At 65.8% G+C, this 26,129-nt stretch carries 19 protein-coding genes; 5 read left to right on the top strand and 14 right to left on the bottom strand.

The genetic code is table 11. The features are described 5' to 3' along the window. Nucleotides 1-77 precede the first annotated feature (77 nt). The 3 genes from BJF92_RS26255 to BJF92_RS13310 all read right to left on the bottom strand — a co-directional run bounded on the left by BJF92_RS26255 (nt 78) and on the right by BJF92_RS13310 (nt 3,628). Nucleotides 78-200, bottom strand: a complete 123-nt coding sequence (locus tag BJF92_RS26255) for a hypothetical protein (RefSeq protein ID WP_280938382.1) — start codon at nt 198-200, stop codon at nt 78-80. A 199-nt stretch (nt 201-399) separates the two neighbouring features. Beyond that, complete coding sequence (locus BJF92_RS13315) at nt 400-2,799, bottom strand: heavy metal translocating P-type ATPase (protein WP_075635223.1); 2,400 nt, start codon at nt 2,797-2,799, stop codon at nt 400-402. A gap of 181 nt (nt 2,800-2,980) precedes the next feature. Next, nucleotides 2,981-3,628 carry an aspartate/glutamate racemase family protein gene (locus BJF92_RS13310; protein WP_075635242.1) on the bottom strand — a complete coding sequence of 216 codons (648 nt, stop codon included), beginning with the start codon at nt 3,626-3,628 and terminating at the stop codon, nt 2,981-2,983. 256 nt (nt 3,629-3,884) lie between these two features. Here BJF92_RS13310 and BJF92_RS13305 point away from each other — a divergent pair, with 256 nt between their 5' ends. Beyond that, complete coding sequence (locus BJF92_RS13305; RefSeq protein ID WP_075635222.1) at nt 3,885-5,336, top strand: FAD/NAD(P)-binding protein; 1,452 nt, start codon at nt 3,885-3,887, stop codon at nt 5,334-5,336. A gap of 257 nt (nt 5,337-5,593) precedes the next feature. Here the strand turns inward: BJF92_RS13305 and ssuD are convergent, their stop codons facing one another. From ssuD to BJF92_RS13265, 8 genes are all read right to left on the bottom strand, one after another. Further along, nucleotides 5,594-6,763, bottom strand: coding sequence for an FMNH2-dependent alkanesulfonate monooxygenase (gene ssuD, locus BJF92_RS13300; protein WP_075635221.1), 1,170 nt, complete (start codon nt 6,761-6,763; stop codon nt 5,594-5,596). Between the two features lie 137 nt (nt 6,764-6,900). After that, entirely contained in the window at nt 6,901-7,863 is a 963-nt protein-coding gene (locus BJF92_RS13295) for an aliphatic sulfonate ABC transporter substrate-binding protein (RefSeq protein WP_075635220.1), read from the bottom strand. 344 nt (nt 7,864-8,207) lie between these two features. After that, nucleotides 8,208-10,433, bottom strand: a complete 2,226-nt coding sequence (locus tag BJF92_RS13290) for a methyl-accepting chemotaxis protein (RefSeq protein ID WP_075635219.1) — start codon at nt 10,431-10,433, stop codon at nt 8,208-8,210. A 439-nt stretch (nt 10,434-10,872) separates the two neighbouring features. After that, entirely contained in the window at nt 10,873-12,348 is a 1,476-nt protein-coding gene (gene mctP / locus BJF92_RS13285) for a monocarboxylate uptake permease MctP (RefSeq protein WP_075635218.1), read from the bottom strand. Continuing rightward, nucleotides 12,338-12,544: a DUF3311 domain-containing protein gene (locus BJF92_RS13280; protein ID WP_075635217.1), complete on the bottom strand. Its 207-nt coding sequence runs from the start codon at nt 12,542-12,544 to the stop codon at nt 12,338-12,340. Before BJF92_RS13280 ends, mctP begins: the two co-directional genes overlap by 11 nt. Before the next feature lie 160 nt (nt 12,545-12,704). Then, nucleotides 12,705-13,358 carry a two-component system response regulator MctR gene (gene mctR, locus BJF92_RS13275; protein WP_075635241.1) on the bottom strand — a complete coding sequence of 218 codons (654 nt, stop codon included), beginning with the start codon at nt 13,356-13,358 and terminating at the stop codon, nt 12,705-12,707. Continuing rightward, nucleotides 13,358-14,725 (bottom strand): two-component system sensor histidine kinase MctS, encoded by a 1,368-nt coding sequence (gene mctS, locus BJF92_RS13270; RefSeq protein WP_075635216.1) that lies wholly within the window; start codon nt 14,723-14,725, stop codon nt 13,358-13,360. The genes mctR and mctS overlap by 1 nt, the downstream gene beginning before the upstream one ends. A gap of 61 nt (nt 14,726-14,786) precedes the next feature. Continuing rightward, entirely contained in the window at nt 14,787-15,719 is a 933-nt protein-coding gene (locus tag BJF92_RS13265) for a LysR family transcriptional regulator (protein ID WP_075635215.1), read from the bottom strand. Nucleotides 15,720-15,784: 65 nt separating this feature from the next. Here BJF92_RS13265 and BJF92_RS13260 point away from each other — a divergent pair, with 65 nt between their 5' ends. Continuing rightward, nucleotides 15,785-18,688: an FAD-binding and (Fe-S)-binding domain-containing protein gene (locus BJF92_RS13260; protein WP_075635214.1), complete on the top strand. Its 2,904-nt coding sequence runs from the start codon at nt 15,785-15,787 to the stop codon at nt 18,686-18,688. Between the two features lie 495 nt (nt 18,689-19,183). Here the strand turns inward: BJF92_RS13260 and BJF92_RS13255 are convergent, their stop codons facing one another. After that, nucleotides 19,184-21,151 carry a methyl-accepting chemotaxis protein gene (locus BJF92_RS13255; RefSeq protein ID WP_075635213.1) on the bottom strand — a complete coding sequence of 656 codons (1,968 nt, stop codon included), beginning with the start codon at nt 21,149-21,151 and terminating at the stop codon, nt 19,184-19,186. A gap of 676 nt (nt 21,152-21,827) precedes the next feature. Between BJF92_RS13255 and BJF92_RS13250 the strand changes: the two genes are divergently transcribed. Beyond that, nucleotides 21,828-22,337 (top strand): sigma-70 family RNA polymerase sigma factor, encoded by a 510-nt coding sequence (locus tag BJF92_RS13250; RefSeq protein WP_075635212.1) that lies wholly within the window; start codon nt 21,828-21,830, stop codon nt 22,335-22,337. Between the two features lie 181 nt (nt 22,338-22,518). Here the strand turns inward: BJF92_RS13250 and BJF92_RS13245 are convergent, their stop codons facing one another. Next, on the bottom strand, nt 22,519-22,983 hold the full coding sequence (locus BJF92_RS13245) for a response regulator (protein ID WP_078058009.1): 465 nt from the start codon (nt 22,981-22,983) through the stop codon (nt 22,519-22,521). Between the two features lie 287 nt (nt 22,984-23,270). Continuing rightward, entirely contained in the window at nt 23,271-24,731 is a 1,461-nt protein-coding gene (locus tag BJF92_RS13240; protein ID WP_075635211.1) for a sensor histidine kinase, read from the bottom strand. Between the two features lie 459 nt (nt 24,732-25,190). On the opposite strand from BJF92_RS13240, the gene BJF92_RS13235 reads away from it, so the two are divergent. Together BJF92_RS13235 and BJF92_RS13230 are read left to right on the top strand one after the other, a co-directional pair. Further along, on the top strand, nt 25,191-25,571 hold the full coding sequence (locus BJF92_RS13235; RefSeq protein WP_075635210.1) for a hypothetical protein: 381 nt from the start codon (nt 25,191-25,193) through the stop codon (nt 25,569-25,571). 110 nt (nt 25,572-25,681) lie between these two features. After that, nucleotides 25,682-25,945, top strand: coding sequence for a hypothetical protein (locus BJF92_RS13230; protein ID WP_075635209.1), 264 nt, complete (start codon nt 25,682-25,684; stop codon nt 25,943-25,945). Nucleotides 25,946-26,129 lie beyond the last annotated feature (184 nt).

Below are 26,129 nucleotides of genomic sequence, written 5' to 3'. Positions count from 1 at the left end.
CTCAGTGCGATGCTCTAGATTTTTGTTTTTGCATCGGATTTTTCCGAAAACCGGTTCCCACTTTTCGGTCCGATGCTCTAGCCGGCGGGCGTCGGCGGCGGGGAAAAGGGGCTCCAGACGGCAAAGACGCCGATCATGCCGAAGAGGACGGAGAGGATGACGAGCGCCATCAGCGAGAAGAAGATCAGCTTGCGTTGCATGGAAACTCCTTGAGCATCATCCGATCGGGGTGGCAAGAGGATCGATGGGATCATGCGTCAGACGGCGCTTCCAGGACCGCGCCGCAAGAGCCGGCATGTCTGTGCAATTCCTTGATTCTCCTGCAACAGCTTATCGCAAAGCGGCGTTGCGTACAGGAGGCGGCAGGATGACGCAGCCCGCCGCCTTTCCATCTTGGCCTCAATCCGGCAGCCTGAGCAGGCGCAGCGCGTTCATCGTCACCAGCACGGTGGCGCCGGTGTCGGCGAGGATGGCCGGCCACAGGCCGGTGATGCCCGCCACTGTTGTCACCAGGAAGACCAGCTTCAGACCCAGCGCGATGGTGATGTTCTGGTGGATATTGCCGAGCGTGCGGCGCGACAGGCGGATGATGCGGGCGACATCGCTGACCCGGCCGTGGAGAATGGCGGCATCCGCCGTTTCCAGCGCCACATCCGTGCCGCCGCCCATGGCGATGCCGATATCGGCAGCCGCGAGCGCCGGCGCATCATTTATGCCATCGCCGACCTTGCCGACGACGAGGCCCTGGCGCTGGAAGTCGCCGACGATGCGCTGCTTGTCCTCCGGCATCAGCCCGGCATGGACCTCGATGTCCAGGGCGCGGCCGATGGCACTGGCAGTGCGGGCATTGTCGCCGGTCAGCATCACTGTGCGCACATCCAGGGCCGTCAGCGCTTCGAGCCCGGCTTTCGCATCCTCTCGCGGCTCGTCGCGCAGCGCCAGCCCGCCGACGAGCTGCCCGTCGATGAGCAGCAGCGACACGGTCTTGCCGGCATCGTTGAGCGCGGCGATCCGCTCGGTGACATCGGCGGCCAGCGGCGTCTGCGCGCCGACGGAGGCGGGCGAACCGAGATAGAGCGCCTGCCCCTCCAGCGTCGCGGCCACGCCCTTGCCGCCCAGGGCGCGGGCCTCAGTGACTGCTGGCGGCACGATGCCGTCGGCCTTGGCGCGCTCAAGGATCGCCAGCGCCAGCGGGTGGCTGGAGCCGGCCTCCAGCGCGCTCGCCAGCCGCAGCACTTCGGCCGGCTCCCGGCCAAAGGCGAGGATATCGGTGACTTCCGGCTTGCCGCGCGTCAGCGTGCCGGTCTTGTCGAGCGCGACCAGCTGGAGCTTGCCGGCCTGTTCGAGCACGGCGCCACCCTTCAGCAGGAGCCCGCGCCGCGCGCCGGCCGAGAGCGCGGCGGCAATGGCGGCCGGCGTGGAGATGACCAGCGCGCAAGGGCAGCCGATCAGCAGGATGGCCAGCGCCTTGTAAAACCATTCGCCCCAGCCGCCACCCAGCACCAGCGGCGGCAGCACCGCCACCAGCGCGGCCAGCGCAACGACGCCGGGCGTGTAGTATCGCGAGAAGCGATCGATGAAGCGCTCCGTCGGCGCCTTGGACTCCTGCGCCTCCTCGACCAGGCGGACGACGCGGGCAATGGTGTTGTCTTCAGCGGCAGAGGTTACGCGAATGGTCAGCGCGCCGTCGCCATTGATCGTTCCGGCAAAGACGGTGTCGTCCACGCGCTTGGTCACGGGCACGCTTTCCCCCGTGACCGGCGCTTCGTTCACGGCGCTTTCGCCCGCAACGATCACGCCATCGGCGGCGATGCGGTCGCCGGGACGGGCCAGGATCAGCGCATCGACGCCAAGCGTTTCGGCCGGGACCTCCTCCATCCGGTCGCCGTCGAGCCGCAGTGCCGTCTTCGGCACCAGCGTCGTCAGGGACTGGATGCTCGCCCGCGCCCGCCCGGCCGCCACGCCCTCCAGCAATTCGCCGACAAGGAAGAGGAAGACGACGGCCGCCGCCTCCTCCGTCGCCTGGATGAGGATCGCGCCCAGTGCGGCGATGGTCATCAGCATCTCGATGGAAAAGGGCGTGCCGGCCATGGCCGCGAGGACCGCGCGCCGCGCGATCGGCACCAGACCGACGGCCATGGCGAGCAGGAAGGCGGCGGGGCCGAGCGCGGGAACGGCATGGCCCAGCGCATAGGCAAGCGCCAGCGCCGCGCCGGACGCCACGGTCAGCCGGCCCTTGGCGCTCTTCCACCAGGGGCCATCGCTCGGCCCGTGATCATGGCCATGCAGCCCCGCCGGCAGGGCCGAGGCCGCCTCCTCGCCCCGTGCCGCCGCATGCGCATGCCCGGCGTGATCCTGTCCGGGCCCATGATTTTCGGCGTGGTCGTGATCGCGGGGATGATCGTGCCCGCCGTCTTGGTCATGGTCATGGTCGTGGTCGTGAGCATGATGCTTATGGTCATGATGGTCATGAACATGCTGCGCCGGATCATCCTCTCCGTGAGGAGGATGAGCATGCCCGGCGCAGCAGGCCGCCACCGGCGTGGCCGCGTCTGCGGCCACGGTGCGGGCCTGCAGCGGCGCAAGGCGCTCGGTGCGATAGCCGAGCCGCGTCACCTGTTTCTCGATGGCCGGCAGGTCGGCTTCGGGCTCGTGGCTCAGCGTCATCGTGCCCGAGGTCACTGAAACGCGCACATCCTGCACGCCGGCATGGCGGCGAACGGCCGTATCGATCTTGGCGGCGCAGGAGGCGCAGTCCATGCCACCCACCCGAAACCGCGTCTGCATCCATTGGTCCATGATGTGTCTCCTGTCTCGTGACAGGAGAAAACCACCTCTAGTGACTAGAGGGGCAAGCCCTTTTTTCGATTTCGTCGCGATGGAGGACATTGGTCGGCTGAGACCTGCGAAGCAGGCACCGGCGCGCCGCAACCGCCAGCCGGATGCGGTCTCTAAAGGTCCCGCACGGTGGAAAAACGCGTCAATGCGTCCGCAGCAGGCGAACCGCCTCCGCAAGGGCGGCGGCCGGGCTGGTGAGCGGTCTGTGGTGGCTTTCAAGCAGGCTGGCCGCACCGGCCATGGATGCCTGCGCCAGCACGACGCTGGTGAAGCCTTCGGCAATCGCATCGCGCGTGGCATCGGCGATGCAGCGGAAATAGCCCATCATGTCGCCTGTCTTGAACAGGGTCCAGGCGCCAGGCACCAGCCGCGTTTCAAAGGAGGCGCCGCGCCGCTCGGCAATGGTGCTGAACAGCGCCCGCGTCGGTGCGAGCGTGGTCGCGACCGTGCACAGCACGAGCACATGCCGCCCTTCGACCAGCGCCTGCTCGGCCAGCGCATGATCGACCCGCAGAACAGGCACGCCGGTAATATCGCCCACGGCGTCGGCCGCCGGCCCGAGCGTGGAACAGGTCACGAGGACCGCATCCACCTCCTCGGAGAGATCGAGGATCAGGGCAACGGTTTCCCTCCTGATGGCCTCTGTCAGCGTGCGCGCCTGCTCAACCGCCGCAAGCAGATCGGGCCGAACACAATGAAGAAGCGCATCGGCCGCAAGGCCGAGATCTTCCGCCGCGGCGTTGAAAACCGCGACATTGCTGTGTGTCGTGTGCAGGCAAGCGATCTTCACCTGTGGATCCCCGTTTTTATTGCTGCGCAGCAAAATCTACCGGCTTTTTGACGAAAGCGTCAACGCGGATCGATACGGCACCGGATGGGTGCTCCTGACCGTCCCGCGGGGTGCCAGTCCGGACACCACTTGGCACCCCATGGACAGGCCAGATATTCCCTATATATTTTATCGAGAAAGAAGGTCCCGGCGCTCGGCGCATGCCACCAAACGGCGCGGACCGGCTGGCGACGCCCTGGTTCATGGAGATTTGCCAATGCTGAGCATGACCGAAGCTTCCGCACGCCACGTTCCGCCGCGTCAGCCCGCAAGGAGCCGGCGCATCGTCATCATCGGCGGCGGCTTTACCGGGGCGGCGCTGGCGCGCAGGCTGGCCCTGTCGGAGGCCGATCTGCAGATCACGGTGTTCGAGCCCCGCGCCCGGCTCGGCGCGGGGCTCGCCTATGACACGCGGGACCCGGCGCTGCGGCTGAATGTGGCGGCCGCGCGCATGAAGGCCTTTCCTGAAGATACCCTGGCCTTCGAGCGCTTTCTGCAGCGAACCGGGCGGCTGGCGACGGATGGTCCGGCGGAGGCCGGCGGCGCGATCTATGCAAGACGGTCGGATTTCGGCGATTTCATGCACGACGCCCTGGCGCCGCTCATCGCGTCCGGCCGAATCGTCCACCACCGCGAGGCGGTCACGGGCGTTCACCGGCAAAATGGCGGCTATCGCATTCTTGGCGACAAGGGCACGGCGCTTTCGGCCGACCTTCTGGTGATCGCCACCTCGCATCCCCTGCCCTGTTGCCCTCAAGCCGCGATGGCGCTTGCCGGCGATCCCCGCGTGATCGCCAATCCCTTCGAGACGGATCACCTGAACCGGATCGGGCGCGAGGATCCGGTTCTGGTTCTCGGCGCCGGGCTGACGGCGGTCGATCTGCTCGCCTCCTTGCGTGCGCGCGGTCATACGGGCGTGGTCACCCTCCTCTCCCGCTCCGGCGCGCTGCCGCAGCCGCATGCAGACCGTCAGCTGACGACCACGATCGCCGCACCGGCGCAAGCCGCTAGCCTGCGTGGATGGCTCAAGGCCGTGCGCTCGGCCGTTGAAAGGGCGGAGGCCGAGGGCCTGCCCTGGCAGAGCGTCTTCGATGCGCTGCGCCAGCAGTCCCAGGCGATCTGGCAGGGCCTGCCGCTTTCGGAGCGCAAGCGCTTCCTGCGGCATCTGCGCCGGCGGTTCGAGGCGCGGCGCTATCGCATGCCGCCGCAAATCGCCGCCCTTCTCGACAGCGACATGGCCGCCGGCCGTGTCCGCTCCATCGCCGCGCGCGTCACCGCGGCTGAAGCCACGCGGGATGGGCTGTTGCTGACCCTAAGGCAGGCGGGCGGCACCGCCCGGATCGAAACGCCGTGGCTGGCGATCGCCACCGGGCCGGATCATTGCGGCATCATCGCGCAGCACGCCTATCTCAGGCAGATGGCGGATCAGGGCCTGATCCGCGCGGATGGTCTGGGCCTCGGGCTCGCGTGCAATGGCGCGAGCCGGGCGATCGGCGCCGACGGGGCGCCGGTCGAGACCCTGTTCATCGCCGGCCCGCTGGCGCGGGCCACCTTCGGCGAATTGAGCGGCGTGCCCGAGATCGCCGCCCAGATGGATGCCATCGCCCGAACGCTGCTGGCGGAACAACCCTTACACAGCGCGGATCGGGCACAGCCGGTCCTGTCCTGAACAGACGCTCTCAAGACAGGCCGGCTCACCCGCAGCGAAGCACCGCAACGGAGCAGGATGTCGGCGTACCGGAGCATCGGATGCATCATCATCCGCATTCCGATGCTCTGGATTTCTGTTTTTCCATCGGCTCGAAAACCGATTGCCGATTTTCAAGCCAGTGCTTTAACCGTTCGCCCCACCAGCGCTTTTCACCCGGCGACAGAGGACGCCGGATGAAGCAAGACTGAGGCAGATCCTCGGGCGCGAGAGGGGTCTCAAGACCCGGAGACCACCCGCAGATTGCCGCCATGGCCGCCGCCGCCGAAGACCTGGCGCTCGCCGAAGGAGGAGCGGATCTGGTTGCGCGGGCCGCCAAGACCGATCTCCGGGAACAGAAGCTCCGAGACGCGATAGGCCTCCTCCAGATGCGGATAGCCCGAGGCGATGACCGTATCGATGCCGAGATCCTGATATTCCTTCAGGCGGGCGGCCACGGTCTTGGCGGAGCCGACCAGCGCTGTGCCGGCGCCCGAGCGTACCAGGCCGATGCCGGCCCAGAGATTGGGGGCCACTTCCAGCTTGTCGCGCCGGCCGCCATGCAGCGCCTGCATGCGCGCCTGTCCGACGGAGTCGGAATTCTTCAGGAAGCCTTCCTGGGCCTTGGCGATCGTCTCGTCGGACAGCTTGGAAATCAGGCGGTCGGCGGCCTCCCAGGCCTCGTCGTCGGTTTCGCGCACGATGAAGTGCAGGCGGATGCCGAAGGAGACCTCGCGGCCCCGCCGGGCGGCGGCGGCGCGCACCTTGTTGATCTTCTCGCCGACCTGATCCGGGGTCTCGCCCCAGGTCAGGTATTTCTCGACCTGCGCGCCGGCGAAATCGATGGCGGAATCGGACGAGCCACCGAAATAGAGCGGCGGACGCGGCGCCTGCACGGGCGGAAAGCCGAGCTGGGCATTGTGCGCCTTGATATAGCGGCCATCGAGATCGGCTCGGCCCTCGGCCAGGAGCTGATTGAAGACCTGGAAGAACTCCTCCGCATGGGCATAGCGCTCGTCATGCGGCAGGAAGATGCCGTCGCCCGCCAGCTCCTGGGCGCTGCCGCCGACCACGATGTTGAGCAGCAGCCGGCCATGGGAGACGCGGTCCAGCGTCGAGGCAAGGCGCGCATAATAGGCCGGCGAGGCCACACCGGGGCGGATCGCCACGAGAAACTTCAGCTGTTCGGTGAAGGCGGCAAGATGCGTGGCGAGAATGAAGGATTCCTCGCAGGCCACGCCCGTGGGAATGAGAACGCCGGAATAGCCGAGGCGATCGACCGCCTGGGCGATCTCGCGGAAATAGCCCGGGTCGGAGGGCCGGCTCAGCGCATCGGAACCGAGATAGGCGCCATCGCCCGAGGAGGGAATGAACCAGAGGAAATCCAGCGGCTTGGTGGTGGTCATCAGATCGGATCCTTGAAAACTCGGGAATGTGCAGCGCTGTTGGGCCTGATGGCGTCAGATCGGCGCTGTAAGCCATTTAGGGGGAGCATGATGTCATCGACCGTCGTTTCGCTTTTGTCGGATGATGCTCCAGGGGTGCGTCAGCTGGCCTTCGGGCGCCAGACGATGTCGGCGACCGAAAGCTTCTTGGGCAGGATACGCAGGCTGTAGAATTCGTCGGCCAGCGACTGCTGATAGGCGATGACGGCGTCGGACACGGTGGAGACCCTGCCGAGATCGGCGCCGGGTCGCGTCAGCGCGGTGCGGGTTACGGCCTCCGGCACGCCGGTGATGCGCGCGAGCGCCGGCACCGTCGCCTCGAGATTGCCCTGGGCCTCGACGCCTGTCTTTTTCAGCGTGTCGAGAACGGCAAGGACGATCTGCGGCTGTTCCTGCACGAAGCCCTCGCGGCCGAGGAAATAGCTCCAGCTGTCGACGATGCCCTCGGCCGTGGTCAGCACCCGGGTCTGCGGATCGGCCTCGGCCACGGCGAAATAGGGATCCCAGATCGCCCAGGCATCGATGCCGCCGCTCTTGAAGGCGGCAGCGGCATCGGCGGGGGAGAGATCCGCGGGCTTGATGTCCGCCACCGTCAGCCCCGCCTTGCGCAGGGCCTTTACCGTGAAATTATGGGCGCTCGACCCGCGCTTGAAGGCGACCCGCTTACCCTTGAGATCTGCGAGCGTGTGGATGGGCGCATCCTTGGCGACGAGAATGGCAGAGCCGGACGGTGCGCCGGCATAGGTGCCGACATAGAGCAGCTTGCCGCCCGCTGCCTGGGCGAACAGCGGCGGCACGTCGCCGGTCGGCCCGAAATCCAGAGCCCCGGCGCCCAGCGCCTCCAGAAGCGGCGGGCCGGAGCTGAACTCTGCCCAGGTGACGGCAAAGCCCAGCGGCTCCAGCCGCTTCTCGATGACGCCCGCGCTCTTGGCCAGCGCCAGCACGCCGTTCTTCTGCCAGCCGATCCGGAAGGTTCCGCCGCCGGCCGCGCGCGAGATGGCCGGGGCGGCCAGGGTGGCGGTGGCCGCCGCCAGAGCGGCAAGCGTCTGTCTGCGTGAGATCATCCGGAACTCCTTGCGTCGTCGGAGCATCGGACTGAACCAGCCCCATGCCCCCGGTTTTTCGGTCGCGCATCACACCGGAGCGGGTGATCCAGATATCTGGGATCGGCGGGCTCCGGCAGGGTGATGCCATGCCCCAATGATAATATTCTCTATAAAATAACTGAGGAATTTTGTTCCAAACATCCGCGCAATCGGGAATGATTGCCGCGCCGGCCGCACGGGAAGGCGAATGACGATCCCGCGGCGCTCACGCCCGCGCCGGCGGCTTTTCCAAGACAGGCAGAGCACGAAAAAGGCCCGGATCATGCCGGGCCTTTCCATCCGTTCAACCGTGAGATCGACCGTCAGGCGGCACGTCGCATCGGATCGGCGCGGCCATGGCTGGTGCTGCCCGTGGTGTGGAAGCGTGCCACCAGGTCGCGCAGCGAATCCGCTTCGTGGCCAAGGTTGTTGGCGGCTGCGGTGGTCTCCTCGACCATGGCGGCGTTCTGCTGCGTCACCTGGTCCATCTGGTGAACGGCATGGTTCATTTCCTTCAGGCCGGAAGCCTGCTCGCTGGAGGAGACGGAGATCATCTGGATCAGGCCGTTGATCTCGATGACCTGCGACGCGATGGCCTGCAGCGCCTCGCCGGTGCGAGCCACCAGCCCGACGCCATCGGTGACCTGGTCCTTGGAGGCGGCGATCAGCGCCCGGATCTCCTTTGCCGCCTGGCCGGCGCGCTGGGCGAGCTCGCGCACCTCCTGCGCGACCACGGCGAAGCCCTTGCCGGCTTCGCCCGCGCGGGCGGCCTCGACACCGGCATTCAGCGCCAGAAGATTGGTCTGGAACGCGATCTCGTCGATGACGGCGATGATGTTGGTGATCTTGGAGGAGGATTGCTCGATGCCCTGCATGGCGTTGAGCGCGCTCTGGACGATCTGCCCGGAGGTCTCGGCGTCCACGGAGGCCTTCTTCACCACATTGGCCGCCACGCGGGCGTTCTCGGCACTGGCCTGAACCTGCTCGGTGATCTCGTTCAGTGCCGCTGCGGTTTCCTCCAGCTGCGCCGCCTGCTGCTCGGTGCGGCGCGACAGGTCGCCGGCGGCGGCGGCGATCTCGTTGACGCCGCCATTGATCGTCACGGTCGATTTGCCGACCACGGAGATGGCCTCTTCCAGGCTCTGGATCGCCTGGTTGAAATGGCTCTTCAGCGCGCCATAGTCTCCCGGGAAGTCGGTGCGGATGCGGGCGGAAAGATTGCCGGCGGCGATGTCGGCCAGCGCCTCGGCCAGGGCGCCGACGACTGTCTGCTGGGTCGCCAGATGGATGGCCCGCTCGCGCTCTGTCTGCTCGCGGCCGGCCTCGGCCGAACGACGCTGCGTCTCGGCCTCGATTTCCAGCGCATGGGTGCGGGCCAGCTTGTGGCGCAGCGCTTCCAGCGCGCGCGCGACCTCGCCCGTCTCGTCCTCGGTCTCAAGCCCGGCAATCGGCTGCTCGAACTGGCCTGATTCCAGCCGGGCGACATCGCCGATGAGCCCACGCAGCGGACGGCGGACCATGCTGCGGGCCGACCAGGTGACGCCGACGATCACGGCGCCCAGAAGGACGAGGCCGCTGAGAACCGTCATCCACAGCTGGTCGTTGACGGGGCCGGTCAAGGCCGCGTTCGGAATATCGACCAGCAGGATCCAGCGCACGCCGAGCCCGTTGAGCGCGAAGGGATAGACCAGCCGCTGGAACGTCGCACCGTCATCCGAGGCCACATCCTCGATCCGCTTGATGGTGTTGTCCGTCAGGGTGGCCTGGATGATCTCGGGCGAGACGCCGTCATAAGGCTTCATCAGCTGATTGGCCGACGGCGCGGCCAGCCATTTTCCGTCCTGCGAGACCAGGAAGACGCGGCCGGTCTCGAAGGGATGCAGCGTGGACAGCTGCTTGGACAGCATGCCCAGCGACAGATCCATGCCCGACACGCCGACCAGCTTGCCGCCGGAAACCACCGGATAGCTGAGCGAGCTCATCGCGGTGGGCACGTCGGTTCCCTCGGCCAGATAGGGCTTGGTGATCCACGGCTTACCGGTGCTCGCGGCCACCGAATACCATTCCTCGTTATATTTGGCGCCGAAGGTGCTGAAGATCAGCTCACCCTTCTGGCTCTTCGACCAATAGGGCGCGAAGTCCCCGTCCTTGTTGCCGCCGAAGGCTTCCTGTCCCTTCATCTCGGCCTTGCGGCCGTCGAAAGCATTCGGAGCCTCGAGGAACCAGCTGCCGAAGGCGTTGGGATGCTGTTCGAGATTGGCCTTGAGAATGGCCAGGACCCCGGTTCGATCAAGAGCCTTGGTCTCATGCGCCCGCCCGATCACCCCGGCCATGGTGCGCGCGCCGCCGTCGATCTGGCCGACCTGGCCGGCGATGCTCCCGGCGATGGCCTCGGCTTGCGTACGGGCCTGGCGCTCGACCAGCGCATCCACGCGCTTGCGCGTATCATTGACCTGGAACAGGCCGCAGACGACGAAGAGCATCGAGATCGTCGCCGTGGTGGCGAGGACAAGCTTCGTGGAAATAGATCGGGGATGGAAAAGGGACATCGCGAAAACCCATGCTGGCAATCAGGCGGGACGACCATCAGGCGGCAGGAGATGACAGGGATCGCCCACCCCTTCCGGCCTTGATCCCTTCGAGTTACGCATAGGAGAATTTCCAGACTGTAAAGGGACAACGGCAGGAAGTGTGAAATATAGATGACGATGCGCCTCCACCGGTCCGCAGGAGCAACGGCAGGGACGCCGCGACCGTCGGGCGCAAGCCGCTTTCCGCCAAACGCGTGTGCCCCCGATGCCGGTTTCGGTGGAGCGGAATGCCGAACGGCCCGCCTGGAAGACCAGACGGGCGGTACCGGATCATGAGAGCATCGTGCGGAGAACCGCATGGCCGCCACCGAAGCGCTTTCGCCTCCGCTAGTCCCGGGCCGGACAGGAGGTCAGCCGAAGCGCCGGCGCCTCGGCTGCATGTCTCGCAGTCAGGACGTCATGCCATGGCAGGCTTTGCCGCGCGCAGGGCGACATTGACCAAGCAGGCCGCCGCCACATTGGCTGCGAGTGCCAGAAGACCCGTATAGACGGTGAAGGGCTCGCCGCCGAGGCTGATCATGTGCAGGGGCTTCCATCCGGCATCCCATACGAGATAGGTGCCGCCAAAGAAGCCGATGGCCCAGCCGGTCAGGAGCGCCGGCGCGCGGAACCAGTTGGTGTAGAGGCCGAAGATCAGCGCCGGCAGCGTCTGCAGGATCCAAATGCCGCCGAGCAGCTGCAGGTCGAGGGCGAACTGCGTCGGCAGGAAGATGATGACCAGGAGCGCGCCGATCTTCACCAGCATGGAGGTGACCTTGGCCACCTGCGCCTCGCCCGCATCGTTGATGGCCGGATTGACATAGGCCTTCCAGAAGTTGCGGGTGAAGAGATTGGCGGCGCCGATGCTCATCACGGCTGCCGGCACAAGCGCGCCGATGGCGATCGCCGCGAAGGCGAAACCGGCGAACCAGCTCGGAAACAGCGTCTGGAACAGGGCCGGCACCACATCGTTGGGGCTGCTCAGCTTGAGGCCTGCGGCATGGCCCATATAGCCGAGCAAAGCGAGAAGGCCGAGCAGCAGCGTATAGGCCGGCAGCAGCACGGCATTCTTGCGGATGGTGCGCGCGCCGGAGGAGGCGAAGATGCCCGTTAGCGTGTGCGGATACATGAAGGCGGCGAGCGCCGAGCCGAGCGCGAGCGAGGCGTAGGCGACATATTGATGGCCGCCGAGCAGGACATTGCCCGAGCCCTTGGCCTGGAAGGCGGCATCGGCCGCCGCGAAGACATTGGCATAGCCGCCGAGCTTGGAGGGGATCAGCGCAACGGCCGCGATCACCACGATATAGATCATGATGTCCTTCACGAAGGCGATCAGCGCGGGCGCCCGCAGGCCGGCGGAATAGGTGTAGAGCGCCAGGATGATGAAGGCGATCGACAGCGGGATTTCGCCCGTCAGGCCCAGCGCCTTCAGCGCCGCTGTCATGCCGACGAGCTGCAGCGCGATATAGGGCATGGTGGCGATGACGCCGGTGGCGGCCACCGCCAGCTCCAGCCCGCGCGAGCCATATTGCCCGTGGACGACATCGCCCGCCGTGACATAGCCGTGGTCACGGGCCTTCTTCCACAGAACCGGCATGACCAGGAAGACCAGGGGATAGACGACGATCGTATAGGGCAGCGCAAAGAAACCATAGGCGCCGACGACATAGACCAGCGCCGGAACGGCGATGACGGTATAGGCGGTGTAGAAGTCGCCGCCGATCAGGAACCAGGTGATCCAGGTGCCGAAGGAGCGGCCGCCCAGGCCCCATTCATCGATATGGGCGAGCGTTTCCGGCCGGCGCCAGCGCGCGGCGACGAAGCCCATGACGGTGACGAGCACGAAGAAGAAGATGAAGACGGACAGGGCGACGGGGTTGATCTCAGTCGTCATCGCGCACGCTCCTGTAGGCCACATAGGTCAGGGCGGCGGTCAGCGGCACCCAGGCCAGCTGATACCAGTAGAAGAAGGGAAAGCCGAACAGCGAGGGTTCGCGCATATTGTAGAACGGCACCCAAAGGAGCCCGATATAGGGCAGCAGCAGCAGCCAAAAGGCGGCCCGGCTGCCCGTCTTGGACGGACGAGACATGGAATTCCTCCCGAATTCACGACAATGTCGACAGCCTCATTGTGCTAGGACGCGGCCGGTCCGCGCGCAAGCTGGGCGCGAAGCCATTGCACGCCGTCCTACCCATAAGTGGGTAGGACGGCCGGGAGCTTCAGGGAACGAGCCTCTGGAGGGATGCGGATCAGGCGGATTTCCCGCCTGACGGCATCAGGCCATGGTCGAGCGCGTAGCGCACCAGGCCGGCGGTAGTGGCGATGCCGAGCTTACGCTTCAGGTGCTTGCGATGGGTCTCGACGGTGGCGACCGAAAGGCCGAGCGCCTCGGCCAGATCCCGGTTGTTGCGCCCGGCGGCGATGCCGCAGAGAATGTCGCGCTCACGCGCCGTCAGGGCCGGCCCTTCCGCCTTGGCGCGGCTTTCCAGGATTGCCTCGCTGACGCCGGAGGAGAAGAAGGTGCCGCCGGCCATGACCGTTTCGATCGCCGTGACGATCTCGGCAGTGGAGACGTCCTTCAACACATAGCCCGAGGCGCCCCGCAGCACGGAGGAGGAGATATATTCCCTGTTGTCATGCATCGACAGCATCAGGATGCGCGCCGCCGGTGCGGCTGCGCGCATCCGCTCGATCGCGTCGATGCCGCTCATGCGCGGCATGTTGATGTCGAGCAGCACCACATCGGGACGAAGGGCTGCGGCCTTGTCGATGCCCTCCTCCGCATCGGTGGCGGTGGCGACGACGGTCAGATGCTCATAGGTTTCCAGGATGGCGCGCAGCCCGTCGAGAACCAGCGGATGGTTATCGACGAGCAGCAGCTTGATCGGTCCCGTCATCGCCATCATGCCGCCTGCCTCTCCCGATTGGCGGATTTCGGCATCATCGCCGTCATCACCGTGCCTGTCTCGTCGCTGCGGATCACCAGCACGCCGCGGAAATGGGCCATGCGCTCCTGCATGTTGCGCAGGCCGAGCCCGCTTGTGCCCACCGGCCCGCCCTGCACGAAGCCATGACCATTGTCGGTGATGCGCATGCGCGCGCGGCCGCGCGCGCTCCACAGGGTGATATCGACCCGGCTGGCGCCGGCGTGCCGCTCGACATTGGTCAGCGCCTCCTGCGCGATGCGATAGAGTGCCGTGCTCGGTTCGGATTTCAGTTCGTCCTCGAAACCTTCCACGGTCAGCACCGTCTGAATGCCGGTGCGCTCCTCGAAATGCGCTAAGAGCGAGCGCAGCGCCGCGACAATGCCGAGATCGTCAAGCAGCCGGGGTCTCAGATCATGCGAGAGCCGGCGCACGTCCTTGATCGCGGCGTTGAGCGTCTCCACCCCCTGCCTGATCGCCTGCTCGGCCTCCGGCGCGCCGGCCGCCACCTTGCGCCCGGCCAGATCCATGCGGTAGCGCACGCCCAGAAGGCTCTGGGAGATGCCGTCATGCAGCTCGCGCGCCAGCCGCGCGCGCTCCTCCTCCTGCGTGTCGATGACGCGCTGGGTCAGCTGCTTCAGCCGGGCATCGGCCAGCCGGCGCTCGCGCAGGGTGATCATCATGCAGGTGGAAAAGACCAGGAGCGTGGCGGGAATGGCCACCAGCGCCACGATCAGGAAGGTCCAGCGGATGCGTTCGCGGATGTCGCTCTTGGCGGCCTCGGTCTGCGCGTAGATCTCGTCCAGATAGACGCCGGTGCCGAGGATCCAGCCCCATTTGTCCAGCGCCACGACGAAGGAGACCTTGTCGGCCACCTCGCCGGTCGATGGCCGGTTCCACTTGTAGCGGTGGAAGCCGCCGCCATCCTTGGCGCGGGCGATCAGATTGGCGATCACCCGGTTGCCGTCGGGATCCTGCAGATCCAGCCAGTTGTGCCCCGGCAGGAACTCCTGGCGCGGATGGACGAGGCTGTTGCCGGCATAGTCATAGATGAAGAAATAGCCGTCGCGGCCGTAATCCAGCCCGCGCACGATCTCGATCACTCGCCGCTTGGCCGCCTCGTCATCCGGCCCGGCCGCCTCATAGATCGGGCGGATGGCGGAATTGGCGAGCGAGGTCAGGTTGACGATCTCCGTCTCCTTCGAGGAGAGCATGTTGCGCTCGAAGGTGGCGACACTGGTGCCGGCAAGCTCGACCGATTGCCAGGTGATGAAGCTGGTGACGGAGACGATGGCCAGCACCAGCGGCACGATGGCGAGGGCGATGATCTGCTGGCGAAGCGTCATGGCGCGAAACGGCCTTTTCGAAAACTCTCATCCACCTGAAGAGCATGCCGGCGCCGCGGGATCAACCTTGCTCCGGCGGCGCGCCGGCGTTCTCCTCGAACAGGCAGGCGATGAAACGCTCGGCCGCCGCCGGCAGCGCGGCGCGAAAGGGCCGCAGCAGGTAGACCGGCCGGGTGAGTGCGAAATCGCGGATCGGGCGAAAGACGATGTCGGGGCTCTGCAGGACGGCGGCGGCCCGCTCCGGCAGAAGCGCGATGCCGACGCCCTGATGCACCAGCGTCAGCTGGGCGATGGTGCTGTAGGTGCGGATGCGCCCCCGGCGAAGCTCGGCCGGCAGATCCGGATGATCCGCCAGGAGACGGGCGATGCCGGTCTGCCCTTCGAGCGCGATCAGCTCGTCGCCCGGAATATCGGCGAGCGTCAGTGCATCAACATGCTGTGCCAGAGGGTGGCGGCGATGGCAGACGAGGCCGAAGCGGTCCTCGCTGAGGCGCACCGCGTCCAGCGCGTCCGAGGCCAGGCTGTGGCCGGCGAGCGCGAAGTCCAGCGTGCGCTCCGCCACCATCGCGGCCAGCCGCTCGGCCACATCGTCATGGATGACCACTTCGATGCCGGGATAGTCGCGGCGGAAGCGGATGAGCGCTGCGGCAAGATGATCCTGCACCGAGGAGGGCGCGGCGCCGACCGCCACCCGGCCGGTCTGCAGCGCGCCGATCCGGCGCAGGCCGTCGAGCGAGAGCGCGAAGCGGTCCAGCACATCGCGCGCGCCTTCGAGAAAGCGCCGCCCGTCCTCCGTCGGTCGTACGGGGCGTGCGCTGCGGTCGAAGATCTGCGTGCCGCATTCGGCCTCCAGCGCGCGGATCGTCTCCGTCAGCGCCGAGGCGACGACGCCGAGGCGCTGGGCCGCACGGCTGAAGGATCCCTCCTCCATCACCGTGACGGCGGCGCGGAAATGGCGCAGGCCGATATTCGTATTATCCGAAAAGATCTTCATATCATTCTTCTTATACGAAGAGGAAAAACATGGTTCAATAGGCGGATGAATGGTTCGAGGTCCTGATGGAACAGCCCCGCTTCACCCCGCCCGCCATCGCGCTGGACGCGCTTCAACGCTTGCCCGGCGCGCTTGCCGCTGCCGGCTTTCGCGGCGATGTCAGCGGCGATCCCGCGCTTCTGGCGGCTATGTCGACGGACAACAGCGTCTATGCGATCCGGCCCGATCTCGTCGTCGCCCCGCGCGATGGCGCGGATGTGGCCTGCCTTCTGCGCGTGCTCGGCGAAGCTGACTATGTCAGCCTTCCGGTGACGGCGCGCGGCGGCGGCACGGGCACCAACGGGCAGAGCCTGAATGTCGGCGTGATCGTCGATTTCCAGAAGCACATGAACCGGCTGCTCGCGGTCAATGCAGAGGAGCAATGGGCGGAGGTGGAGCCCGGCATCGTTCTCGAAGAGCTGAACGGCAAGCTCGCCGCGCATGGCCTGTTCTTCGCGCCGAACACCTCCACCGCCAGCCGCTGCACGGTCGGCGGCATGGTCGGCACGGATGCCTCGGGCAAGGGCTCGCGCATCTATGGCAAGACCAGCGACAATGTGCTGGGCCTCGATCTGGTGACCGAGGGCGGCCTGCTCATCGACAGTTTCGCCACCCCGCCGGCCGAGGCCGCGTGGCTGCTCGCCGCCGCGCGCGTGGCCTGCGCGAAGGGACGCGACGCGCTGCTGGCGCAGGTGCCGAACCTATCGCGCCGCTTCACCGGCTATGATCTCGGCCGCGCGCTGGAAGACCCCGACCGGTTCGACTGGTGGCGGCTCGCCATCGGCGCGGAGGGCACGCTCGGCCTTGTCACCCGCATCCGCGTGAAGCTGCACCGCAAGCCGCGGCTCAAGCGGCTTGTCGTGATCGGCTTCGAGAGCTTCGAGGCGGCGCTGAATGCGGGCACGCCGCTGCTCGCCCATGAGCCGCTGGCGATCGAGATCATGGACGAATGGGTTCAGGCGCTGGCGGAAAAGGCCGGTGTGCTCGGCGCGCTGCCCATGGCGCTGCGCGCGCGCGACGGCCAGCCGGTCTCCTACAGCTTCGTGGAATTCGTCGGCGATGACGAAGCGGCGCTGAGCGAATCCGTCGCCCGGCTGGCGGAGGCGGGGCTGCGCCTGCCCGGCGCCATCGCCGTGCATGTCGCGCGCGACGAGGCGGAGATCGCCGCCCTCTGGCAGGTGCGGGCCGCAGCCGTCGGCCTGCTCGGCAAGGTCAAGGGCAACCGCCGTCCCGTCGCCTTCGTCGAGGATTGCGTGGTGCCGGTGGAACACCTCGCCGCCTTCGTGCGCGATTTCACCGCGCTGATCACCGAGCATGGCCTTGCCTATGGCATTTACGGCCATGTCGATGTCGGCTGCCTGCATGTGCGCCCCGCGCTCGATCTCGGCGAGGCGGCAGACCGGGCGACGCTGCAAGCCATCTCCGACGAGGTCTTCGCGCTGACGCGCAAACATGGCGGCATTTTCTGGGGCGAGCATGGCAAGGGCGTGCGCGGCGCCTATCTCGCCGAATTCGTCGGGCCGGAAGCCTATGGCGCCTTCCAAGCGATCAAGCAGGCTTTCGACCCCAAGGCGCGCTTCAACCCCGGAAAGCTGGTCGCTCACGCCGCGCCGCTGATGGGGATCTCGTCCACGCCCATGCGCGCGCCGCGCATCGATGCGGCCGATCCGCTGGCGCCGGCTTTCTCCTGCAATGGCAATGCGCAGTGCCTGAGCTATCCGCGCGCCGGCACCATGTGCCCCTCCTTCAAGGCGACGCGCGACCTCACCCATTCGCCCAAGGGCCGGGCCGAGGCGCTGCGCGCCTGGCATCAGGCCAGAACGGCCGGTCACCTGACGCGCGATCTGGAGGACAGCGTGTTCTCGGCGCTCGATGGCTGTCTGGGCTGCAAGGCCTGCGCCACGGGCTGTCCGGTGCAGGTGGACATCCCCGAGATGAAGTCGCATTTCCTGGATGACATCCACCGCCGCCGCGCGCGCAAGGCCGGCGACCGGGCAGCGCTGCTGATGGAAAGCCATGCCGCGCTGCTCGACCGGCTGCGCGCCATCGTCGCCCCGATCGCCAATGCGCTCATGCCGCTCGCCAGCCGGCTGACAGGGCTTGCCGACCTCCCCGCCTTCGCCCGCAAGGGCATTGCCGCCGGCCCCTATCCGCAGCTGCCGGCCCGCGATATCGCCGGCCGAGGCTTCGACGCGGCAACGGTATTTCTCTTTCAGGATCCCTTCACCGCGCTGTTCGATCCCGAGGCGAGCCTTGCCATTGCAGGCGGTCTGGCGGCGCTGGGGTACGAGCCCGTTTTCGTCAAATTGGTCACCGGGGGCAAGGCGGCCCATGGACTGGGCGACCGGGCGCGATTCCTGCGCCATGCCCGGGCGCTCACCGAAGCGATCGACCAGGTGGCCAAGGCCGGACGGCCGATGATCGGCCTCGACCCGGCCTTCGTCGCCATGCTGCGGCAGGACTATGCCAAGGCCGGCCTGACGCCAGCGCCCGTTCTGCTGGTGCAGGAATTCCTGGCCGACGAGATCGCGCGCGGCGCGTCATTCCCACGCCCGGCAAAGATCGACTGGCCCACGACCTTCCTGCCGCACTGCAATGAGGACGCCAAGGCGGTGGCCGCCTGGAAGACCGTGCTGGCGGCACTCGGCGCGCCGACGAAGGTGGTGGCCGCCGGATGCTGCGGCATGGCGGGTCTCTTCGGCCATCGCGCCCGCAGCCTTGAGGTCAGCCGCGCGGTGTTCGATCTGGCCTGGAAGGATGCGGTGGCCGGCGAGACCGACGTGGCGGCCAGCGGCTTTTCCTGCCGCTGCCAGCTGGAGCGCTTCTCAGCCGCCAGGGCCGAGCATCCGCTGGCAGCTCTGGCGCGGGCGGCACACCCCGCGGCCGGACCGATAGCCCGGGCATCGTCCGACACGAGAGGGGCCGCATAAGAGGATCGACGCCAGGGCGGTGCGAAGCGGAGCTGATTTTCCGGATCGGCACTGAAGGATCGGGCCGAAAAGCGGGAACCGTCTTTCGGGAAAATCCTATGCAAAACAGACCTAAAGCACCGGACTGTGTATGATTTTCCACAGTACACGACAGAATGATTTGCGACCTTGGCTGCCCCCTCATCCGACCCTTCGGGCCACCTTCTCCCCGCTGGGGAGAAGAGACGTGCGGCGGCGCCTCGCCCCGCCTCCACCCATAAGAAAATGCGACTGATGCATTGTATTTCAGCGGGTTGGATGGAGGCGCCACGCTATCGGCCGGGTCTCTTCTCCCCCAGCGGGGGTCCGAAGGACGGGACGAGACCCGTGGCTCGTCCCCGTCGGATGCCGGCAGGCAGATGAGGGGCCGGCACAGAGCGCGACTTTTGTGTCGTGTCCTGTGAAGTTTTCCAGTCCGCTGCTCAAGGGACGAAAGTTGCGGAAACGCTGACGCGATCAGCTTGCCTCATGGAAGCAATCATCGTCCTCATCCGGCCCGCCCTGTTTAAGATCCAGCGCGAAGCCGCGCGCACGGGCCTGCTGGCGCGCCACCGTCTCGCGGGCGACGGAGGCGGCGCCGGAGCGCGTGGCGGGCTTGGCGGCCGGCTTCTTGGCGGCCAGACCCTTGGCGCCGGCCGGTTTTGCCGGGGCCGGATTGCGCGGGGTGCGTGCGGCGGCGTTGAAGGACTTGGTCTCCTCCTTCGTGCGGAAGAAGGCGATCGCTTCCTGCAACTGGCCAGACTGTCCGGCGAGCTCCTCGGAGGTCGCGCTCATCTGTTCGGAGGCACTGGCATTCTGCTGGGTGACCTTGTCGAGCTGCTGGATCGCCTCGTTGATCTGCGAGGCGCCGATGTCCTGCTCGCGGCAGGCGGCCGAAATTTCGGCCACAAGTTCGGCGGTCTTGCGGATATCCGGCACCAGGTTCTTCAGCATGTCTCCGGCTTCCTGAGCCGCCTTGACGGTCTCGGAGGAGACCGCGCCGATTTCCGCGGCGGCCGTCTGACTGCGCTCGGCCAGCTTGCGCACCTCGGAAGCGACCACCGCAAAGCCCCGGCCATGCTCGCCGGCACGCGCAGCCTCGACGGCGGCATTCAGCGCCAGGAGATCGGTCTGCCGGGCGATTTCCTGGACGATCGAAATCTTCTCGGCGATGGTCTGCATGGCATTCACCGCCTTGTTGACGGCCTCGCCGGAAAGCTCGGCATTCTTGGCGGAGTGACGGGCAATCTTTTCCGTCTGAGCGGCATTGTCGGCATTCTGCTTGATGTTGGCGGCCACCTGCTCCATCGAGGCCGAGGCCTCTTCCGCAGCGGACGCCTGCTCCGTCGCGCCCTGGCTGACCTGTTCGGCGCTGGCAGACAGCTCATGGCTGCCGCTGCTGACCTGGTCGGCGGCCCCCGAGATCGTCAGCGCGAAAGCCGTCAGGCTCTGGACCAGATCGTTGATCGAATCCTTCATGCGCTGGTGGTCACCCTCGCATTCGATCTCCACTATCTCCGTCAGATCGCCGGTGCTGACCAGATTGAGCACGCGATTGCCCTCGCCGATCGGCAGGAGGATCGCGTCGAGCATGCCGTTGATGCCGGCGACCAGCTTGCCAAAGTCGCCGATGAAGCGGGTTTCGTCGCCGCGCTCGCTGAGCTGGCCGGCCGTGGAGGCCTGGATCAGCCGCTGGATTTCCGCGATGATCGCGCGGAAATTGCCGCGCAGGGTCTCGATTGTCTCGTTGATGAAGGCCTTCTTGCCGGGGAAGGCTTCGAGTTCCGCGTTGAAATTGCCCTCGCCGAACTGCTTGACGCAGGCCATCGCCTTCTTCTTCACCGCGATATGGCCAGCCACCATGTTGTTGACGCCGGCGGCCATGGTAGCAAAATCACCCTTGAACTTGTCGACGGGAACGAAGACGTCGATATCGCCGCGGTCGTGCTCTTCCGACATGCGGTTCATTTCGGCGATCAGACCGACAAGATTGCCGCGCAGTGTCTCGATGGTCTCGTTGATGAAGGCCTTCTTGCCGGGGAAGCTGTCGAGCTTCGCGGCGAAATTGCCCTCGCCCAGCGCCCGCACGCAGGCCATGGCCTGCTTCTTCACCGCGATATGGCTTTCGACCAGCTCGTTGATGAGCTGCGCCATCTGGCTGAACTCGCCGGAAAAGGAGCGGGCCGGCAGGCAAACGTCGATATCGCCGCGCGCATGCTCGTCCGCCATCGTTTGCAGCCCCTTGCGCAGCGCAACAGCCGGATCGGTCGCGGCTTTCAGCAGGCCATTGACCGCGAGCAGCAGATCACGCGTCTCGCCCGCAGCAACCTCGGCATTGAGGAGGGCGCCGATCTGCCCGCTCGATACCAGCGCCGTCACGCGCTCGATTTCCAACTTCGCGCGCCCGGCCTGGGATGGACCTGTGAACCGGCTGTAAAGCGACATGCGAACGACTCCTTCGAGAGACCGAACCATCCGGAGCTCCAGCGACGGGCGACCGGAAAAAATGAACAAAAATACACGCGGCATTGGTTTCAACGGCAAAGCTGCGGCGGAAGCACGTCCACGTTGCCCGAAACCGTCAAGAGTTGGAGGAAACATCCGATGCAGCGAAGCTCCCCTTTCGCGTCGTTCGGAAACAATGCCTGCGCTATTTCCTGCCTCAGATATATCGCCGACACGTTAATAATTTTCTCCTTGGAAAATTACATTCTTCTAAAAAAATTCGCTAATTAATGCCCCGAGCCATGGCTTTGATCAAAGATCGCGCTTTGCGAGAAAATTCTTCGTAAACAACCGGTTGACGCTTTACCCCTATGCGTGTGCATTGAAATCCGCACCACAAAAAGATGCTGTCGACAAAATGAGCGCAATCGAATCCGAAGTGTAGCGCGGAAATGACATTAACGCCTGTCCGCCGCGCCACTGCCGAAAGCGGATAAGCACTGGTAAGCGCTCGCGCCGCTTGTTTCCTTCTGATCGATCGAACGGACATGCGCTTGCAAGATCTTGGGCCTTCCGTGGGAACCGGTGCGATGGTAAGTTTTTTCCAACATTTCAGGAGAGAACGGAACTATCGCCGATCGCGCCAGTTGAACTGGTTCGCAAAGAGGGTGACATCATGACAGAGACTTCTGCAGCGGAACGCGTGCGTGCCGAAATGGTGGAGCTTATTCCCGCTCTTCGCTCCTTCGCACGGCGGCTCGACCGAAGGCCGGCCAATGTCGATGATCTTGTTCAGGAGACGCTGGCTCGGGCGCTGGCCAATCTGGACAAGTTCCGTGAAGGAACGAACCTGAAATCGTGGCTCTTCACGATTTTGCGCAACACCTTCTGCACCAAGTTCGGTCTGGCCAAGCGCGAGGTCGTGGGAATGGAGGAATGTGTTTCCAGCCGTGCCACCGTCAATTCGCCACAGGAATGGTCGGTGCGTGCATCGGAATTCCAGCGCGCTTTCGACAAGCTGCCCGATCGTTATCGCGATGCCGTCGATATCATCCTGATCCAGGGCCAAAGCTATGAGGCGGCCGCGGAACACTGCGGCTGCCCTGTCGGCACGATCAAGAGCCGGGTGAACCGGGCGCGCGCACAGCTGGCAGTGCAGCTGGACGAGCCGGCAATTCTGAACTGAGGCGCAAGACGCGCTTACGCAGTGAAAGAGCCCGGCCGGGGACGATCTTCGGCCCGGCGCGATGGTGTCACGCCCCGCGATTTTCGGATCGCGGGGATTTTCGTATATCGGGCTTGACGATCCGATTGTCGCCGCGCTTGGGAAACTGCATCTTTCCAGGCTGACGACGATCTTCTGCGCTTCAGCTCATCCCGTCCGTGCCCGGTCCGAACAGCTGGCGCGCGATCGCCTCAAGCTCCGTCGGCTTCTCGCACAACGCAAATCCCGTAAATGTCTTGGGAATGATCGACGGATCGTAACCCGTGGCGAAGACGAACGGGATGTCGAGCAGCGATAGCTGCTCGGCGACCGGAAAGACCAGCTCGTCGCCCAGATGAATGTCGAGGATGGCGGCATCGACATTGTCGAGCTCGATCAGGTCCAGGGCCTCTCTGACCCGACCTGTGGGTCCGACGACATGCGCGCCCAGCTTTTCCAGTTTGCGTCGTGTTTCCGCCGCGAGAAAATACTCGTCTTCGACGATGAGGATTCTCTTGCCGGCAAACTCCTGAATATACGTCTTCGGGCTCAGTGGATTGCCCCCTGTTCGACATGCTTGTATCTGGCGGCGCGGCTTGCGTCTCCATAGGATGGCGTGCACGGCCATGCCGGCACTGGCTCTCCCTGATGTCACAGGATCTGACCAGCATTGCCACCAGAGGCGGCGAATCTCATGCGGGCCGATCACCGAGGCCAGGCGGGGATCCGGGCAGGCAGGGATGCGGGCGGGAAACCCGCCCCGTTCCAGCCCAGCTTCTGTGCCAACCCGGCTCCTGCGCCTGCGGGAGAATTTAGTCACATACGAGGAATGCCGCCTGCTGGATCAGGCCCGATCGACTGCGGCTGAAAAAACACCGTCCCTCCTGCGCCAGACCGCGCCCACGGACCTGCGGGTCAGCCCGTGATCGACACTCTGACCTTGACCAGCGACGGCAAGGGCAGCTCGATCGTGCAAACGACACCGGTGGGCTCGAAGACCAGACGGCCGGTTCCCCCGAACTGATAGGGCACCAGCCCTTCGATCAGCTCGGTTCCAAATCCGCGCCGGCCCGGCGGCTGCACCGGCATCTCCAGGCCCGTCTCCTGCCAAACAAGGCGGAGGTTATCCGGTTGCGTCCGGCTGTCGATTTCCCAGCGCACGCCGACCTTCCCACCCGGAGCCGAAAGCGCCCCGTGCTTGACCGAATTGGTGGTCAGCTCATGAATGGCGAGGCTCAGATTTTCTGCGGCCTTGCCGAGCACCGGAACGACGGGGCCCTCGATCTCGATCCTGTGGCGATCCACCGTCTGGGCGAAGATCTCGTTGCTGATAAGGTCCCGCAGGCTGACGGAGGACTGGGTGGCGCGGGTAAGAAGCGTCTGGGTGCGCGCCATGGCATTGATGCGGCCTTCCAGACGGTCGGCATAGTTCTCGACACTGTCGCTCGAATCCGCCGTGCGCCGCGCCACCGAGCGGACGATGGCCAGCGTGTTGCGCACGCGGTGCTGCAATTCATGCAGAAGCACCTGCTGGTGCTCCTGCATCAGCAGCATTTCATGCACGTCGGTCGCGGTGCCGAACCATTCTTCCACACGGCCCTGCGCGTCCATAACCGGTCGTGCGCGTAGATGGACGGTGCGAAAGCCATTTGCCTCCAGGCTCCAGAGCCGGTGATCGACCTCAAGCTGGCCGGCATCGTGCGCCTCCTGCCAGGCCAGCACCACCCGCTCGCGGTCCTCGGGATGCACCATGGCAAGCCAGCCACGGCCCAGCGCCGCCCCTGCCGCCTGTCCGGTAAAGCTCGTCCATTGCGGGCTCACCCAAGTCCAGCAGCCCGGCTCGACCGCGCGCCAGACCAGTTGGGGGATGCCCTCGACGATCGAGCGCAGCAGCGCCTCGCGATCGCGCAGCAGAGCCTCCGCCCGCATCAGCGCCGTCACATCCATGAAGGTCAGCACCGTGCCCGCGACGGCATTGTCGAGAGCGCGGTAGGGCAGAACCCGCACGAGAAACTGCGTGCCGCCCTGCGGATCGCGAATCTCGCGCTCCAGCGGCGCCAGCGTCCTCATCACGGCGGCGACATCGTCCTTCAGCCTGTCGTAAGCGACGCGATGGGCGATATGATCGATCGGCCGGCCGAGATCGGCTTCCGTCAGCCGGAAAATCGCGGTTATAGCAGGTGTATAATGGGTGATGCGCAGGCTGCTATCGAGGAAGATCGCAGCGATTGCCGTACTCTCGAGCAGGTTCTGCAGGTCGGAATTGGCATGGGCCAGCTCGGCGACACGCCGGGTGAGCGCCCGGTTTTCCGCGTGCAGCCGCGCATTGGTCTCGCTGAGTTCCGCCATGCGCGCTTGCGCGGTCTGCGCGGTCACAGGGGCATCCGGCATGTCACGAGGTGCGAGTGACGCGTCGGAATGCGCCATATTCTCCCGTTCGTCGTTCTCCTGATCACAAACAGCTTGCATGAAGACCTCGCTTTTTGGCGGCTGTCGCGGGATCGACAGCCATCAGGCGGGGGAGCCTGCAGGAGAGCATGGGCTCGCGCGTTGGAACGCGGAAGGCTCCCCGCGGCCCGGACCATGGCACGGTCGTGCGCGCTGATACACGCATCGACCGCACGGCAAAAAGGTAACGGCACGTCGGGCTCTGGCGAATCCGCAAAAGGGTCATGCGAGGCCGAACAGGGTTCGGGGCAGGAAGTTCCAGACTGATATGCCTCACCCCGGCATCCTCCCGCCCGGCCGGCCTCCCTCTGGCACCACAGGTTTTCGGAACAAAGGAATGGGCCGCCCCGTTTGCCTGACATCGAGAGATCAGCGAGGAGATCGCACATGGCAACGCATTGGGAAGACAGCGACCGCAACCGCAAGACCGGCGACTCCGTCCGGCTCAACGCAACGGAAGCGCGGCAGGGCCGCCTTGGCAGGCCCGTGCTCAAGGTTCTGATCGGCGGCCTGGTTCTGGCCGCACTGGCATGGGGCGTCGCGGAATATGTTGCTGGCGAAGGCGCCGACAATGATGCGGCCACCACCCGAACCGAGATCAGCCCACCGGCAGCCCCGCAGGCCACCACGCCGGCCCAGCCGACCGTCGATAACACGCCGCGTCCCGGCGAGCCGGCGCAGATGGCCCCCGCCGACCGCGATCCGACCCCGCAGGGCGGAACGGGCGGCCCATCCCAGACACGAGCGTCCGACGGTACGGTTCAGTAAGCGCCAGAGACACCGACGATTGGCGTTGTGATCCTGTCGTTCTGGCATTGACCCGTGCCTTGATAAAGGGACAGCAGGCTCGACAAGAGCAAGAGAAAAGGACCATTCCCATGGACGCAAAGACTGACGAGCGCTCACAGAAAACCGAAGGCGGCGCGCTGGACGTTCAGACGTCTCAGGCCGTCGATCAAACCGATTCCTCGCTCAAGGGACGCGATGCGGAAGAGGCTGACTCGATCGAAGCGGATGATATTTCCAACCTCGCTGCCCGGCGGGAAGCAGCGCGGCTGCATGGCGATGTCTATATCGTCAAGAGCGATCTCGAAGATCAGGACCAGCGCGAGGCTTCTCCGGGCACGCGCGAGCAGGACTGAGAGCGTCGGCCGTTCGTCCGCAACGGCTATCAGCTTGCCGACGTGACAGGGCATGCACCCGCAAGAAAGGCGGCGGCTCAAAACGGAGCCTCCGCCTTTTTCTTTGCTCGAGGGCAGCCCCTCAGCCGTGATGCGACGTGACCGGCCCTGTCGATTGCGGGCGGAACCATCGTGTCCGCCACAC

The sequence above is a fragment of the Xaviernesmea rhizosphaerae genome, assembly GCF_001938945.1.
GTDB lineage: Bacteria > Pseudomonadota > Alphaproteobacteria > Rhizobiales > Rhizobiaceae > Xaviernesmea > Xaviernesmea rhizosphaerae.
This window is presented reverse-complemented; position numbering and strand designations above follow the sequence as displayed.

What these genes read in the sequence shown, in the direction of transcription:
- BJF92_RS13280 (WP_075635217.1), bottom strand. Translation starts at nt 12,544, where the DNA reads ATGTCTCGTCCGTCCAAGACGGGCAGCCGGGCCGCCTTTTGGCTGCTG.
- BJF92_RS13265 (WP_075635215.1), bottom strand. Translation starts at nt 15,719, where the DNA reads ATGAAGATCTTTTCGGATAATACGAATATCGGCCTGCGCCATTTCCGC.
- BJF92_RS13295 (WP_075635220.1), bottom strand. Translation starts at nt 7,863, where the DNA reads ATGATCTCACGCAGACAGACGCTTGCCGCTCTGGCGGCGGCCACCGCC.
- BJF92_RS13235 (WP_075635210.1), top strand. Translation starts at nt 25,191, where the DNA reads ATGGCAACGCATTGGGAAGACAGCGACCGCAACCGCAAGACCGGCGAC.
- mctR (WP_075635241.1), bottom strand. Translation starts at nt 13,358, where the DNA reads ATGGCGATGACGGGACCGATCAAGCTGCTGCTCGTCGATAACCATCCG.
- BJF92_RS26255 (WP_280938382.1), bottom strand. Translation starts at nt 200, where the DNA reads ATGCAACGCAAGCTGATCTTCTTCTCGCTGATGGCGCTCGTCATCCTC.
- BJF92_RS13290 (WP_075635219.1), bottom strand. Translation starts at nt 10,433, where the DNA reads ATGTCCCTTTTCCATCCCCGATCTATTTCCACGAAGCTTGTCCTCGCC.
- mctP (WP_075635218.1), bottom strand. Translation starts at nt 12,348, where the DNA reads ATGACGACTGAGATCAACCCCGTCGCCCTGTCCGTCTTCATCTTCTTC.
- mctS (WP_075635216.1), bottom strand. Translation starts at nt 14,725, where the DNA reads ATGACGCTTCGCCAGCAGATCATCGCCCTCGCCATCGTGCCGCTGGTG.
- BJF92_RS13245 (WP_078058009.1), bottom strand. Translation starts at nt 22,983, where the DNA reads ATGGCCGTGCACGCCATCCTATGGAGACGCAAGCCGCGCCGCCAGATA.
- BJF92_RS13230 (WP_075635209.1), top strand. Translation starts at nt 25,682, where the DNA reads ATGGACGCAAAGACTGACGAGCGCTCACAGAAAACCGAAGGCGGCGCG.
- BJF92_RS13315 (WP_075635223.1), bottom strand. Translation starts at nt 2,799, where the DNA reads ATGGACCAATGGATGCAGACGCGGTTTCGGGTGGGTGGCATGGACTGC.
- BJF92_RS13260 (WP_075635214.1), top strand. Translation starts at nt 15,785, where the DNA reads ATGGAACAGCCCCGCTTCACCCCGCCCGCCATCGCGCTGGACGCGCTT.
- BJF92_RS13305 (WP_075635222.1), top strand. Translation starts at nt 3,885, where the DNA reads ATGCTGAGCATGACCGAAGCTTCCGCACGCCACGTTCCGCCGCGTCAG.
- BJF92_RS13255 (WP_075635213.1), bottom strand. Translation starts at nt 21,151, where the DNA reads ATGTCGCTTTACAGCCGGTTCACAGGTCCATCCCAGGCCGGGCGCGCG.
- BJF92_RS13250 (WP_075635212.1), top strand. Translation starts at nt 21,828, where the DNA reads ATGACAGAGACTTCTGCAGCGGAACGCGTGCGTGCCGAAATGGTGGAG.